11 protein-coding genes are annotated in these 15,438 nt (G+C 41.8%); 6 read left to right on the top strand and 5 right to left on the bottom strand.

Translation table 11 applies throughout. From position 1 onward, the window contains the following. The first annotated feature begins 175 nt into the window (after positions 1-175). Complete coding sequence (locus C0V77_RS19105) at positions 176-1,435, top strand: MFS transporter (RefSeq protein ID WP_101727982.1); 1,260 nt, start codon at positions 176-178, stop codon at positions 1,433-1,435. A 282-nt stretch (positions 1,436-1,717) separates the two neighbouring features. Here C0V77_RS19105 and C0V77_RS19100 read toward each other — a convergent pair whose 3' ends face one another. Genes C0V77_RS19100 through C0V77_RS19090 form a run of 3 tightly spaced genes read right to left on the bottom strand, consistent with a single transcriptional unit; the run spans position 1,718 to position 4,421 of the window. Beyond that, complete coding sequence (locus C0V77_RS19100) at positions 1,718-2,266, bottom strand: DUF255 domain-containing protein (protein WP_101727981.1); 549 nt, start codon at positions 2,264-2,266, stop codon at positions 1,718-1,720. A gap of 45 nt (positions 2,267-2,311) precedes the next feature. Further along, positions 2,312-3,808, bottom strand: coding sequence for a hypothetical protein (locus tag C0V77_RS19095; protein WP_101727980.1), 1,497 nt, complete (start codon positions 3,806-3,808; stop codon positions 2,312-2,314). A 34-nt stretch (positions 3,809-3,842) separates the two neighbouring features. Next, entirely contained in the window at positions 3,843-4,421 is a 579-nt protein-coding gene (locus C0V77_RS19090; protein WP_101727979.1) for an RNA polymerase sigma factor, read from the bottom strand. A 197-nt stretch (positions 4,422-4,618) separates the two neighbouring features. On the opposite strand from C0V77_RS19090, the gene C0V77_RS19085 reads away from it, so the two are divergent. Continuing rightward, positions 4,619-5,134: a DUF421 domain-containing protein gene (locus C0V77_RS19085; RefSeq protein ID WP_101727978.1), complete on the top strand. Its 516-nt coding sequence runs from the start codon at positions 4,619-4,621 to the stop codon at positions 5,132-5,134. On the opposite strand, the gene C0V77_RS19080 is transcribed toward C0V77_RS19085, so the two are convergent. Continuing rightward, positions 5,127-5,651: a hypothetical protein gene (locus tag C0V77_RS19080; RefSeq protein WP_101727977.1), complete on the bottom strand. Its 525-nt coding sequence runs from the start codon at positions 5,649-5,651 to the stop codon at positions 5,127-5,129. The genes C0V77_RS19085 and C0V77_RS19080 overlap by 8 nt on opposite strands. A 109-nt stretch (positions 5,652-5,760) precedes the next feature. Between C0V77_RS19080 and C0V77_RS19075 the strand changes: the two genes are divergently transcribed. The 3 genes from C0V77_RS19075 to pnuC all read left to right on the top strand — a co-directional run bounded on the left by C0V77_RS19075 (position 5,761) and on the right by pnuC (position 10,524). Then, complete coding sequence (locus C0V77_RS19075; RefSeq protein WP_101728139.1) at positions 5,761-6,039, top strand: iron-sulfur cluster assembly accessory protein; 279 nt, start codon at positions 5,761-5,763, stop codon at positions 6,037-6,039. A 53-nt stretch (positions 6,040-6,092) separates the two neighbouring features. After that, a complete protein-coding gene (locus tag C0V77_RS19070) occupies positions 6,093-9,794 on the top strand; it encodes a HAMP domain-containing sensor histidine kinase (RefSeq protein ID WP_101727976.1) in 3,702 nt (1,233 codons plus the stop codon). A 76-nt stretch (positions 9,795-9,870) separates the two neighbouring features. Further along, positions 9,871-10,524 carry a nicotinamide riboside transporter PnuC gene (pnuC, locus tag C0V77_RS19065; RefSeq protein WP_101727975.1) on the top strand — a complete coding sequence of 218 codons (654 nt, stop codon included), beginning with the start codon at positions 9,871-9,873 and terminating at the stop codon, positions 10,522-10,524. Between the two features lie 31 nt (positions 10,525-10,555). On the opposite strand, the gene C0V77_RS19060 is transcribed toward pnuC, so the two are convergent. Beyond that, entirely contained in the window at positions 10,556-12,907 is a 2,352-nt protein-coding gene (locus C0V77_RS19060) for a prolyl oligopeptidase family serine peptidase (protein WP_101727974.1), read from the bottom strand. Positions 12,908-13,156: 249 nt separating this feature from the next. Between C0V77_RS19060 and C0V77_RS19055 the strand changes: the two genes are divergently transcribed. Beyond that, the gene (locus tag C0V77_RS19055) at positions 13,157-15,256 is read left to right on the top strand and encodes a BatA domain-containing protein (RefSeq protein ID WP_101727973.1); all 2,100 of its coding nucleotides are present in this window, start codon (positions 13,157-13,159) and stop codon (positions 15,254-15,256) included. Positions 15,257-15,438 lie beyond the last annotated feature (182 nt).

The raw sequence follows: 15,438 nt of genomic DNA, 5'->3' as shown, positions 1-15,438 counted from the left end.
CTGGTACTTTGAAACGAAATTATGGACTTCCCCTCTCTTTATTCTAAGGAGAGGGTCTTTTTTAGCCTGATGCGATGTGTTTTAATCTGAAAGACAAAAAACAAGGCCCGATTTACCTTAGAAGCATTGGTTAAAACAGACACCCAACCCCAGAAATATTAAAAACCTAAACTTTATGAAGCAAGAAAAAACCACATTACAGCATTTGTTTAGCCTGCCTGTAATTGTTGCTGCCCTTGGTTATTTTGTTGATATATACGACCTCCAGTTGTTTGGCATTGTGCGTGTTCAGAGCCTTGAAAGCCTCGGCCTGACATCCAAAGAAGAAATATCGTCAGTGGGTACAACCATCATCAATTTTCAGATGATAGGTTTATTGATTGGGGGTATCTTATGGGGTGTTTTAGGTGATAAAAAGGGCCGGTTGTCTGTATTGTTTGGTTCAATTATTACTTATTCGCTGGCCAATATTGCCTGTGGATTTATACCGCATATCAATTTTATAGATAAGGTAGAGGCTTACAAATGGCTGCGATTTATTGCCGGTATAGGGCTTGCGGGCGAGCTGGGTGCTGGTATTACGCTGGTTTCAGAGGTTTTACCTAAAAATTTGCGTGCCATAGGTACATCGCTGGTAGCGGGTATCGGGCTTTGTGGAGCGGTTGTAGCAACGTTTACGGTAAAATTATCTGGCGACTGGACCATCGCCTATCTGATAGGTGGTGGCCTGGGTATTGCCCTTCTGCTGCTTAGGGTAGGGGTAATAGAATCTGGTATTTATAAAGACATAGAGAAGAAGTCGCACGTACAGAAAGGTAATTTTTTCGCCTTTTTTACTGATGCCGAGCGGCTTATAAAATATCTGAAATGTATAGGCATTGGTCTGCCAACCTGGTTTTGTATAGGTATTTTAACCTATTTCAGTAACGAGTTTGGTGAGGCCATGGGCATAACAGAAAAAGTAGATCCGGGGTTGGCTATTATGTGGGCGTATGTGGGTATTTCAGTCGGTGATTTTTTCAGTGGGTTTATCAGCCATTTGTTTCATTCGCGTAAAAAGGCCATTGCAGCCATGATGGCCTTTGCTTTTGTTGGTGTGCTGGTATTCTTGTTTTCAGGAAGTATTAAAAGCCCCGATTTATTATACGCCATGTGTTGCTGGCTGGGCTTGGGAACCGGCTATTGGGCCATGTTTGTAACCGTAGGAGCCGAGCAGTTTGGAACTAATCTGAGGGCAACTGCTGCCACAACCATACCCAATATGGTGCGTGGTACAGTGGTAATTATGACCATCATATACAAGTTTTTTAAACCCGACCAGGGGGTAATTATAGCCGGTGCCATAGTAGGTGCACTTTGTTTTGCTATCGGGTTTTATTCTACACTTACCATCCAGGAAACACACGGAAAAGACCTGGATTTTCTGGAAGAATAGACATCTGGAGTTAAAATTCAAAAATCCCGGAGAATACCATAATAGGCGATTTTCCGGGATTTTTGGCTAATAAATGCTCCGATTTGCTAAATAATGTTATTGTGCGGTATCAAATGTATGCAATGAAAGCTGAAAAACGCGTAAAAACCCTTTACGGATTGCGTATTTTTACGCTATGAGTATGTACAGCAACGGGCTACCTTTGCATATATAATTAAGAGACCAATAAAAATGAGCTTGCTCACTTTGGCCACCCTGATTAACCCGGAACACTTGCTGCTGCTAAAATTTAAGATCCCGAAACACCTCTTTGTAGGTGTTTTCTTTGTATTGGGTAAAGGGTTCTTTTTTGTGATTGTCTCCGCCTATAAAGGTTATTATCTGATGAAACTCCTGTGCTTCCAAATAACCCGGTATGGGCTGTATCATGTTAAAGTCTGAGTCAAGAAAAACAGTGGTTGGGTAGCTCAGATTGCCCTGTAAAAGCATAATAGCCGCCTGATTAGCATTTTTCTGCGCATCAAAACTGTATTTTATTCCACCAACTGATATGTCATTCCTGCTTTCGGCATCCAGTTTTACCATATAAAAATTTTTGTTCAGGTAATCAATAATTACAGGATTACCATACGTTTTTTTATCCATTACCTTGCACCAGCCGCACCAGTCAGTATATACATCAATAATTGTTTTACGGGGTTCTTTTTGCGTGCGATTGTAGGCCTCCTGCAGGCTTATCCACTCTATCTGTTTTTTTGTGCCTGTATTGGGCTGTGCATTGGTGCCGAAAGCCACCATCAGAAACACCAGCATTGAAAGTATCTTGAGCATACAAAAGTATTTTTACTTGAAAACGCTTTTTTTTGCCATACCGGTTCATAATGGGTATTTAACCGAGAAAAATATACCGGCAGTAGCCAGCCTGACTTTACCATAGCCTACTTTACCTAAAGGTGCTTTAAAGATGGGTTCAGCCTGAATTGTAAGACCTCTGAAAAGCCTGTGTTCATAACCAGCCGATAAATTAAGTACGCTGAAAGGGTAAGTGCCAGTTTCTCCCTGCCATCCACGGCGTTTAATATTCGGGTCGGCGGGGTTTTCATAATTATATTTATATGTTTCATTCAGCATAATGTAGCTTGTAAATCCGGCACTTGCAAACCAACGGCTATTGGGCTGGGTGGTTATGTCGTATCTCAAATTAATTGGTACATCAAGCATTTTGCAAGTGGCATCAATATCTTTTAGCGGTGATTGCAACGAAAGATAACTGGCCCACTCGTACTGATACGGATACGCATGATAACGCTTCATAGAACGGATTACGCCTGTCTGCACGCTCAGCCGTTGATTAAATCGATATTCAAGCAATGCAGCCCAGTTGGTGCCAATTTTACCAATATGGTTAGAGGCAACAAAGCTAAGGTCTGGCGATAACGCCAGCCTGATATTTAAACCGCGTCTGAAAGCGGTATTGGGGTTCGATACGGCAAATTTAAATGAAGCAATTGGCAAATAGTCAATTTCAGGGAGTGCATATTTTACCGATTTCGTACGTTTATGAGGCGTTAAAGAATGCAGTGCAGCCCACTGAAGGCGTTCGGCCGGAGTGGCAATGGCATTGTTTGCCTTGTAATTTTCGTTGGCAGCCTTAATGTTTTCACTACCATAGTTTTCTGTTTTTATGTTCGCAGTGAAAGGTTTGTTTTTTGTAGAAAACAATGATTTTTTCATTACCCCTCGGTGGCTTGCAGAATAACCGCGGCGAATGGCATCCGTTTTTTCTGTTTTGGTTGGCGTTTGCCTCGTTCCAATACTTTCCGCCACTGTTACGGGCAGGTCATGAGTTGGGGTTTTTGATACTTTTGTTTTTTTTGGCAGCTTATCTGCTGATGCATCAGGCTGTTTGGGGTCTTTAATTGCTGTGTTGTTAAGTTTGGGTGGTTTTTCCGCCGCTGCTTGGGCTGTTGTCTTCGGCTTCAAGCTTTCATTGTTTTCTTTCGTGTTCTCGTCAACTGCGTTTTGGGGTTCAGTTTCTGATGTATTAGGTTTGCTGGCGCTTGGCTCAGCTTCTTTATTCAGTGTTTTAATTGACCCCGTTGTTACTTGATTTACCTTATCTCGGGTACTTGGGTTAATAAAAAAGTACACCCCCGTAAGTATAAGCAACAGCAGAATGGCAAGTGGAAGCCCCCATTTGCCGAGGGTTTTGCCACCTTTAGGTTTAACCGGCGCACCCGTACCGGCTGCGTCAAGTTTAAGGCTCATTTGGTTCCATGCCTCAGGGTCAAAGTCGATGTCGGTCTTTTCGGCTGACTGCCTGAAAAGTTCATCGAACTCATCATCTGATAAATCATGTATCTTTTTGCTCATTTTATTTATTAGACTTATTATAAAAGCCTGTGTTTTAGTTGTCGGTTAGCGCTCCATCTATTTTCATTATCATTTTGCGCAGGGTCTCTCTGGCTCTTGATAGATTAGATTTCGATGTGCCTACAGAAATCTGTAATTTTTGTGCTATTTCTTCATGCGAATATCCGTCTATCACATACAGGTTAAAAACCACCTTGTAGCCTGAAGGCAGTTTCTGAACAAGTTCCATTAACGCTTCATGGTTTAGCTGGCTTATTGCATTGCTTTCGGTTGAAGAAACATCGTATGCCTCGTCGAGATTTTCGTGGAAGTAGTGTTTTTGCTGGCTTCTGTAGTAATCTAATGCAGTGTTAACTATGATACGTCTGAACCACGCCTTAAACGGAAACGACGAATGTCTTCCGGAGGCGTCGTACTGTTCGCCTTTGGTAAATACTTTCAGAAAACTGTCATTTACAATTTCCAAGGCTTCTTCCCGGTTATGGTTATACCGCAAACACACACTCATGGCAAAGCCATAAAACTGCCTGTAGAGTTTCTCCTGACTCTGCCGGTCGCCTTTCAAGCTTGCAATAAGTAATTCTTCAGGTCTTTCAGGCAATTGGTTCACCATAGTTAATACCAGTACGCTATAATTTGGTTCTTGGTTGCGTGCGTAGGCAACTGCTCATCAACATTAATAAAAAAAGCGACAAAAAGCAACTACTTCACGACCACAGGAGTAAATTTTACCTGTATGGGGGCGTTTTTATCATTAAAAGTTTCATTACTTTTGGCTCAGGCTATCGGGATTTCTAATTTTTTCTTTTTATGACCTCATATCTCGACATAGGGCTAAGGGCACTATCGGTTTATCTTTTCATGATTTTGGCCATCAGGCTCTTTGGCAAAAGAGAACTGGCACAGTTGTCTGTTATCGACCTGGTTTTTATATTGCTTATCAGTAATGCCGTGCAGAACGCCATGGTTGGGCCTGATAACTCTCTTGCTGGTGGTCTGGTAGCGGCTGGCGTATTATTTGTTACCAATTTTGCGCTCAAGAAATTAATTGGCAGATACCAAAAAGTAGGAAAACTGATACAGGGAGAACCGATAATGCTTATTTATAATGGCAAGGTTAAAGAAAAGAATCTGGCCAAAGCAGGGTTTACAATGGCTGAGCTCGAGGCCGCTATCAGAGAACATGGCATTGAGGAAATTGAACAGGTTGACCTGGCGGTATTGGAGGTAGACGGCAACGTAAGTGTGCTGACTGATGATTTCAAAACGAGGTCTCGCAGAAAGCGTATCCACAAAACTTTACAAAACCCCAATGCCACTACATAAAGACCGATTGGATTTCTTCTTTCAGAAATCTGAGGGCGTCGGTAGTGGGCTGTTTATTTTCTGTAATGACCCGCTCAAAAATCTTCTTCGATAAATCAATGGCAGGGGCATCTGTTGCCAGGCCAGACGCCGAAGTATTAATCAGAGCAATTACATCGTTCATGGCCTGTCTGATTTTCTCCCAGGCTTCATGAGATATATAAACCTGTTGAGCCAGGTTATGGTTAAACTCTTCTCTTATTTCCTTTAAAAGTAACTGTTGGAAATCCAGCACATGTAAGCCATTGTTGCCAAGCCTTACCAGTAGATTATTGGGTGTTATTCGCTCCAGAAACAACGTCATGCGCTCGTAGGCCTGTAATCGCAGGGGCGTTACAATCTCTGTGTTTCTTTGTTTTATCTCTATTTGTTTTTGTTCAAATTGTTTTTGCAGAAACGCCTGTGCTGTAAGGTACATACCATAAAGAACAGCCGCTGCCGGGATAAGAATTTTCAGTAATTCAGTAATTAAAGCCATTATTGCTTTTGTGAGTTGTAAAAATGCAAAATTATAAATTACTCATTGAGAGAATATCACAATGTAGTGATTATTTTTGCCAGTGCATGTAGATAACGAGGCAAAAGAAATGATAGTATTTACACCTGAAGCAAAAAAGGAGATATTGAGAACGTTCAGTTCGCCCGGTATACCTGATGGTTATGCGCTTCGTGTAGGAATGAAAGGCGGCGCTTGCTCAGGTAGTTATCTGCTCGGGTTAGACAAGGCCTCTGTTCATGACGAAGTGTATGAAATTGAGGGTGTAGTAGTAGTAATTGACCGCCGGCACCTGATGTATGTAATTGGAACAAAAATAGATTACACCCAAACAGATGCTGGCGCCGGATTTGTAATTATGAAAGAATGATTGTTTTTGGCATGGTTTTCGAGAGAGTTTGAAGTCAGAACTTAACCTTCATCATGGATTGGAAGTTGTTTAAGAAACCTTTTTTACTTATTCTTTCTATAGTATTTGCTTTGGCTGCGGCGTTTAATTCTTTGTTTGTGGAAACCGACCCGACGCGCCTTGCGCAGGAATACTATGCAAATGGGGTAAGAGAAAATCTGAAGGCGCAAATACAAATATCTGATGAGGAGTTGCAGCGGGTAAGTATCAATTACCGGCAAAAACCAATGGGTAAGTTCCAGTCGCCCGGCGAAACCACTTATCCGTATTATATTTTCAGCAACGGCAAACTGGTTTACTGGTCAGACCAGGATTTTGTGCCAGACTACCAACGGTTAGACAGAAACGCGGCTAATTCGCTTCTGAATTGCAGAAATCATAAATTTATAGTAAACACTTACAGGTTTGATGATAACGGCAAAAACATTGAGATTTTCTCGCTCATTAATTTATATCAGAAAAGCCCCAACCAAAGCATTAATTACAACAGCCGGATTTTTGCTAACAGACCTGCAAAGTTATCTGATTTGCCTTCATCGGTATTGTATCTGAACATCCGAGACGGCAACGGCCATTTTTTATTTTCTATTGCACCGGCATTGGCCAGTCATGATGGTATTCCGTTTATATCTGGTAATACTGTTTTAATGGTTATAGCCAGTTTAGCACTATTGGGTTTGTTGGTAATTTTGTTTATTCATGATTTTCACAGTAATCGCCAATACGGGCGGGCATTTTTATTACTTGCGGCCTACTTGATTTTTATAAGGCTGGCCATGCTTTCAAACGGAGTTTTGTATGCCGTTTATGAAACAGAGTATTTTAATCCTAAATATCTTACCATCAGTGCCTGGGTGCCCTCAATGGGTAATGCCCTGCTGGATACCCTTGTATGTTTTCTATTGGCCGGTTACCTGACCATGTTTTTTTACAGGTCAGAAAACTACTACAGGCTTACAAAGGCTCCGGCTTTTGTTAAGCATGTATTTTCAGTAGCAGTGGCTGGTGCATCGGTACTTTCAACTTTCTTGTTTTACCGTAACCTGTGCAGCATCTATGAAAAATCGATGTTTACGATTGATTTAACGCTTGCAGCCAGCTTTTCTTCTTTTAAAATAGCGGCATTAGTACTGTATCTGGCCTCTTCAATTGTTTTTTTCTTAATCAATCATTTGCTTATCAGTATTTTTCTCAGGCTCAATAAAGATTTCTTGCAAGGTGCTATCAAATGGGTGTTTGGTGTGCTGACAGGCTTGTTGATAATCTCTTTTTTAGATGAATTCCATTGGGTTTATCTATTGGGCGGGGTTTATTTCATATTTGTTTATGCGGTTCGCCTGCCAAGGTTTTTTTATAAGTTCACGTTCAGAACAAACCTTTATTTTGGTACCGGGGCTTTTGTATCGGCGGCCATTGCTATGTTTGTGGTTTTTGATTGCGAGCAAGACAAAGATTTTTTTGTAAAGCAGAAAATTGCACAGCGGTATCTTACTGATAACAATGTGTTGGGTGCGCATGTGTTGACAGACCTGGTTACGGCTCTGAACCGGGATTCGGCCATTGAGCAATTAATGAAAAGTACCAATCCGGCATTTGGGGTGCAAAAGGTTTTAGAAGACCGTTACTGGAACGAATACCTTAACCGCTACGAAGCCGATGTTTTGATTTTTGATAGCAGGGGGAATCCGTTAGGGCCAGACAAAACCGCTCCTGTCCTTGATTTTTATAAGGAAAAATTTGCCAAAGCGCAGTTTAAAACCCAGAATCCCTATGTTTTCTTTATTGATAAGACCGCAAGCAATGATGTGCCGCATTATGTAGTTTTTATATCTATTGGCAAAACGGCCTCTTTGTCTGGCGTGGTAGTGCTTGAATTGATACCCAAAGACGATTTTGAGCAGGGAGCTTACCCTGATTGGATGGTTGACGAAAGGTTTGCCAGTATAGCCGAAGCTAAAAACTACAGCTACGCTATTTTTGACAGACAGAATAAACTCATTTATAATTCAGGCGATTTTAATTACAGCATCAGTTTGCCAGGCTCGCTGCTGAACATGAATCGCCTTTATGAAAAAGGCATTATAATCAATAATTACAAGCACGTAGGCAAAAGTGGTAAGAGCGGCTACAAGGTCGTTATATCGTCAGACTACCATGTCTGGAATCACCTGCTTACTAATTTTTCTTTTTTGTTTCTGCTTTCTGTCTGGTGTACGGTTATTGTAATGATAATCTATGCCTTAAAATACAGCATACGCAAATACAAGGCTGGGTTTTCGGCCAAAATGCAGTTATACCTTAACGTAGTATTTCTGTTGCCCCTGGCCTTGCTGGTTATAACTACTGTAATTATTCTTGAAGAAAATTCAGAGATTAATCAGGAAAAAGCTTTTCTTGACAGTACTATCAATATTTCTTCTATCATTGAGTCAAGACTGAAAAGTCTGGCACAGGAAGACGGTAGCAAGGCAACCCTGAAACAGGAGATAAGCAAACTGGCGCATGATGCCCAACTGGATATTAATCTATATAATCCTGATGGCAGGCTGGGTTTCAGCACCCTGCCTTTAATCTATGAAGAAGGCTTTGTTTCTGATTACATCAATCCCATAGCTTACAGAAACATCCTTAATGATAAAGAAAATGGTATTGTATTGCCCGAGCGTTTGAGCAACCGTAATTACAAAACTGCCTATGCAATTGTAAAAGAGCAGGATGGCCACACCCTGGGAATTATTGGCGTGCCTTTTTTTGATGCCGATTCTGTATTAAGCCAACAGGTACAAAAGGTGGTTGGTTCTATTCTGATAGTAGCAACCATATTGCTTTTTTTGCTGTTATTGATTTCATACCTGGTTTCTGGCCTGTTAATGAAGCCGCTCAAAATAGTGGTTGATAAATTAAAAGTAAGTAATGCCGGAAAGTCTGTTAAGCGGCTGGAGTGGAGCTCTGATGACGAAATAGGGCTGGTGGTAAGAGAATACAATAAGGTAATTAAAAAACTGGAAGACAACAAGACGGCGCTCTCTTTAAGCCAGAAACAAACTGCCTGGCGAGAAATGGCCAAGCAGGTGGCACATGAGATAAAAAATCCGCTGACACCCATGAAATTATCCATCCAGCAGCTACAGCGCACACTCGTGATTGATAGTCCGAGAGCAAGGGAGCGTATTGAAAGAACCCTGGATTCGCTTACCGAGCAGATTGATAACATCAGCGAAATTGCTAATTCTTTTTCAGAATTTGCCAAGATGCCTGTGCCTCGCAGTGAAATTTTCGACCTCGTTTCGCTACTTCAGAAATCGGCTGATTTATACGCTGAGGATGAGAAAATAGCGCTCAATGCCTATATAAGAGAAAGCGAAGCTCTGGTAATTGGCGACCGGCAGTTTATGAGCAGGGTAATCACCAATTTAATTATTAATGGTATTCAGTCGGTTCCTTTTGGTAAAAGGCCGATAATTAATCTGAGATTATATAAAACTGAAGACCATAAAGTAATAATTGAGATTCAGGACAACGGGGCAGGCATAGCCGAAAAACACCACGAAAAGGTGTTCAGGCCTAATTTTACAACCAAAGTGGGAGGGTCTGGCTTTGGATTGGCCATGGCGCGCAGAGGCGTAGAACACGCCGGGGGCAATATCTGGTTTGAAACCGAAAACAACCGTGGCACTACATTTTTTATTGACTTACCGCTGGCGCCGTCTTTGTAGCCAAATTTACAGAAAATAGCCCCGGTGTGATTCGTTTTTCAGGTTGGAGGCTTATCTTGCCTAAAAAAAGGTACTAATGGATTTTTTTGATATCAACAATATCTTCTTTGAGCTTCTGGGCGTAAAAATGAGCTATCTTGAGTTTTACGCAACAGTTACCGGTTTGGTGGCCGTAATTCTATCAGCGCGCGAAAACGTCTGGAGCTGGGTGGTGGGGTTGGCTAACGTGGTGTTGGCATTTATTATGTTTTATCAGATTCAGCTATACCCCGATATGTTTTTGCAGGTGTTTTTTTTCATTACCAACCTGATAGGTTTCTGGCAATGGAAATACCCCAGGCAGGAAGAGGCTAACCGGAAAAACGAATTGAGAATCAGCCAGTTATCAATTCAGCAATTTGGGTTGTTATCTATGATAGGCCTTGCAGGAACCTTGTTACTGGGTACATTTGCCAGCAAACTGCATGAGTGGTTACCGATGGTTTTCAGCATGCCCAGCGCTTTTCCATATATGGACTCCTTTACAACCATTATGAGCATTTTTGCCACATTTCTTTTAATACGTAAAAAAGTGGAGTCATGGTGGGTGTGGTTAGGGGTAGATATTATAAGCACCTATATGTATTTTGTGAAGGATGTAAAGTTGTATTCTTTGTTATATGCTGTTTTCTGTGTGATTGCGCTTTTGGGCGCCATGAGCTGGACAAAAGAATTCAGAAAGGTAAAATAAAAGGGTGCCATTTCCGACACCCTCAAACTCATTATTTTAGTCGTTCTTCAAACAGTTTCAGTATTCTTTTGTACTCATCCATCCAGCTGGTGGGTTCTACAAAACCGTGGTCTTCCATCGGGTAGCTTGCCATCTCCCAGTTTTCCTTTTTCAGTTCTATTAATCTCTGTACAAGCCGGTAAGAATCCTGTATGTGAACGTTCACGTCAACCATTCCGTGGCAAATAAGTAAATGGCCTTTCAGGCCTGCGGCATGGTAGATAGGCGAGCTTTTACGATACGCCAGGCTGTCTGTCTGTGGCTCGTTCAGAATGTTAGCCGTATAGCCATGATTATACGCGGCCCAGTCGGTTACTGGTCTCAGGGCGGCACCTGCGGCAAAAACATCAGGCGTAGTAAACATGGCCATCAGGGTAATAAACCCACCATAAGACCCGCCGTAGATACCAATTTTCTTAGGGTCAATGCCATATTTTTCTGTCAGAAGTTTGGCGCCATCAACATGGTCTGTCAAGTCTTTACCCCCCATAAAACGATAAATACCCGTCCGTACGTCACGTCCGTATCCGGCACTGGCACGGTAGTCAATGTCTAATACAGTATAACCTTTATCAACCAAAAGGTTATGGAACATATACTCACGGAAATACTGGCTCCACCATTTATGTACATTTTGCAGATACCCCGCGCCGTGTACAAATATCACCGCCTTTTTGTTTTTCAGCTTTTTGGCAGGCTCATATATACGGGCATAAATATCAATGCCGTCGCGGGCTTTAAAGGTAATTATTTGGGGCTCTTTCCAGGCATAAGCTTTAAACTCATCGGTAAGCGAATGCGTTACCTGCTCAGCTTTGGCTGCCGGAGCGTTATCCTGCACATATAATTCCCAGGGCTTATTCATGTAAGAATACCGCAGGGCTATGGTTTTTTCATCGGGCGAAAGCGTAACTTCATTACCACCAGTCAGGCTGGTTATTCTGATGCGCTCTCCACCTGCAACAGCCATTTTGTAAAAGTGGGTTTCACCCGGATGCACCTCATTTGTAGTAAGGTAAAACCATTGTTTATCTTTAGAAAGCTGTGCCTGCTGAATCTCAAATTTACCCGAGGTCAGTTGTTTTTTCTCACCTGTAATTACATTAATGGTATATAGATGCGAGTAACCATCAGCCTCAGACTGGAAATAGATGGTCTGGTCGTCAATCCAATCCAGATTTCCGACACTTAGCGTGAATCCGACGCCGGGGCCGCCAATCCATGCTTCATCGTGCTGGCGGTCTAGTAACTTCAATTTGCCGGTTTCGGCATTCAGAAGCATTATCCAACGGTCTTTGTTGTCGAACGACCGAACCACTACCACAGCCTGAGTTCCGTTGTCTGACCACCTCGGCCCAACTACAATCACCTTGCGGTCGGCCTGTTTTTTTCTGGTTGTGTCTTTTTTAGGATAATCTTTCAAAAACTCAGGCTGTTGCGTTATGCCTGCCAGGTCTTTTGTGCTTATCTGATACACCGTATCTTTTTTAGTGTCATAAATGTAGCTTTCATAGCTGCTCATGGGGCTGCCCACTTTGGTGCGGGCAGGGATATCCTCAGTAAAGCCGGATTCAGTTACATAGCTTGGCACAATAGTGTTTTTGGCACCAACTGCCGGAGTTGAAAGCCGATAAGTTATGAACCGTAAGTCTGGACTTACCAGTGGGGTTTCCAGATTTTTACCCTCCAGATAAATCTCTTTTGGTCTTTTGGCCAAATCTGCTTTTGCATTTTTTTCGGTTAGGTCTTTCTTTTCTTTTCTTTCTTTCAGAATCTCAAACAAGGCAATCTGGTCGTTCTTTAACCATTTTTCTTCTTCGTTAAGCCTGGCTTCTGCTTTTTTATTGCCAACAATAAAATTTGATAGTTGAGAAATCATGCCGTCGGCCAGATTCAGACTGAAAACATTCCCACTTTTGGTGAATATGATTTTGGTTTCATCGCCACTGAAATAGGGGCCTGCCTCACGCTCAATGGTATTGGTTAATTGTTTTATTTTCTGGGTTTTTGCGTACAAAAGGTATAGTTCTCCCTGTTTTTCATACACCTTTAATGAATAGTCTTTGTTATAAGTGCCTTGTTGAGACGGCAGGCTTCTTCTTTCTTTTGGGGTAACTTTTACAGGTGTTTTGTCTGGAAGCACTATTTTGTATAAAGAATCACTCTTGTTTTTATCGGGGTTCCACGAAAAATAGATAGTTTTTGAATCTTCTGACCAGAAGATATTGCCCGGCGAGGTACCTATCCATTTATAGGGTTCCTGCATAATTTTTTCGACAGTGAGCTGCGCTTTTGTAGTTAAAGAACAAAATAAAACTACTAACAGGATGAAGTGTTTTTTCATGTGTATCAGGGTGTAATAAGTTTTGACAAAATTAGTTGATTTTGTTAAGTTTGCTAATGCGATTGGATATTTGAAAAGCAGATTTACCTAAATTGAACAACGCATAATCTGCCCTGAGGCACCTATTCCGGTGCAAATAAGACATGAGCTGAAAAGCAACTAAAATATCAGTAAAAACATTGAAAGGATTTTAGCACTTTTACGTTTAATAATTAAAATTAAAAAGATATACCCTCAGGGCTTGATTATATGCAGTTTCTCTTTCCGTCTTTTTTGTGGGGTTTATTGGCTATCTCGATACCAATCATTATTCATCTATTTAACTTCAGGCGCACAAAAAAGGTGTTTTTTACCAATGTGGCTTTTCTGAAAGTGGTTGAATCTGAGACAAGCTCTTTCAGGCGATTGAAGCAATGGCTCATACTGGCTGCAAGGGTGTTGTTTTTGGTTTTTCTGGCTCTGGCCTTTGCCCAGCCTTTTCTGCCTGCTAAAAATGCCGCTGCCAATAGCTCAGCTGGTTTGGGGGTAACCAGTTTGTATCTTGATAACTCTTTGAGTATGCAGAATACGACAGAAAACAAAAGGTATCTTGACTTGGCCATTACAAAAATAGACGAGTTACTGACACTTTTCAGTCAGTCGCCCAATGTGCAATTAGTGACTAACGATTTCTCCGGCGACGACCAGACCGTAACCAATACAACCAAAATAAAAGACAGGCTCACGTCTGTGGGCTTATCGCCTAACCCGCGTACTTTAGAAAATGTGTATAAACGCCAGCGAAGCCTGGCGCAAAAGCACAATGCCAGCGCTGGTAACCAGTTTTTCTGGTTTTCTGATTTTCAGAAGAGTACGGCAGGAAACCTGAAAAACATTAAAACCGATTCGCTCGATAAGCTGTTTCTGGTGCCTGTACGGGGTAAGGCATCTCAGAATGTGTTCGTCGATTCAGTCTGGCTGGCCTCTCCGTTTATCAGAGAAATGCAAAACAATGTTTTGTCTGTGAAAGTATTTAATTCGGGCGATAATGAGGTAGAAAAACTGCCTGTGAAGCTCTTTATAGATGATACGCAGGCCTCAACGGCCTCGGTTGACATTGCCTCTAACAGCTCGGCTACAGCAACTTTTAACTTTACTGTAAAAAGCAAGGGTTTTCATAAGGGTAGGGTGTCTTTTGATGACCAGCCTGTTACTTTTGATAACGATTACTATTTTGTGTTGGATGCGTCGCCGGTTATCCAGGTTTTGCATTTGTATGAACAACGCAGCGCCGCCGATTACATTGAAAAAGTTTTTGAAAACGACAGCCTCTTTTCTTACAAAGCCTACAGTGCTAATAATGTTGATGTAGGCCAGTTTAAAAATGCAAATCTGATTGTGGTAGAAGGGGTAGAGCATATTAACGGCAGTTTCAGGGCAAGTCTGGAAGAGTTTGTGCGCCGCGGTGGTAGTCTGATGATTTTCCCACCGGCAAACCCGGATGCTGAGGAGTACGGTCAATTGCTGAGTGGTTTCGGAATCAACAGCATTACTGTTGTCAGGCAGCCGCCGTTAACTCAAAGCCAGTTGCCTGTGGCAGAGCCGGATAGACAGAATCCGTTTTTTGCTGACGTATTTGAACGAACTACTTTGCAGGGTGTAACCAATTCGCCGGTAATGCAACCGGTGCTGAGGTGGTCTGGCATTGGAGAGAAAATATTGACTTTCAAAAACCAGCAAAATTTTATTACGGCTACTAATGCGGCATCGGGCCGGGTATATTTGTCTGCATCCCCGCTTGAAAGAAACTACGGTAACTTTGCCGAACACGCTTTTTTTGTGCCTACTATGTTTAAGATAGCCTCTATGAGCGTAAGGCGTGAAAGGGCAGCGTATAATTTTAGTGAAGGCAGCATCACGATTGATGTGCCCGATGGAAAGAAAAATGCCACTTATAAACTGAAGAGCATAGCCACCGAAGGGAGAACCAATAGCATCGAGATTATTCCGGTACAGCGGATTAATGGCAATGAATTAACGCTTGAATTGCCAAAGTCGAGCCAACTGACAGACAACCAATTGCTGGAGTCAGGGTATTATGAGTTGCAGCTGGATGGTAAAACAGAAAAAATGCTGGCTTTGAACCATGACAATGAGGAATCTAAAATGGAGTTTTATACGCCTGAAGAACTGAAAAACTTCTTTGCAGGGCAAAGAAATGTAACTGTTTTTGATAATCTGCTGGATGGCGATTTTGTGAAAACTTTTCGTGAGAATAATGTAGGTACACCACTCTGGAAATACTGCATAATGCTTGCCCTGGCTTTTTTACTGGCCGAGATTCTGTTGATACGTTTTATGAAAGGTTGAAGCCTTTCAGTAACAAGAAAAGCCTTTTGGAGACGCACTCCAAAAGGCTTTTCTTATATAAAGTCTGTCATTTAACGGCATTAAATAGGCCATCCTTGATAATTGCATCAAAAAGATGAGATGCTTAGGAAATCCAGTCTGTAAAAGATTGGATTTTCTATTTTCAGGTATCGTAGTCTTTG

Source organism: Emticicia sp. TH156, assembly GCF_002855535.1.
In the GTDB taxonomy this organism is placed as follows: domain Bacteria; phylum Bacteroidota; class Bacteroidia; order Cytophagales; family Spirosomataceae; genus Emticicia; species Emticicia fluvialis.
Note: the sequence above shows the minus strand (reverse complement) of the source record. Positions and strands in the feature narration are given on the sequence as shown.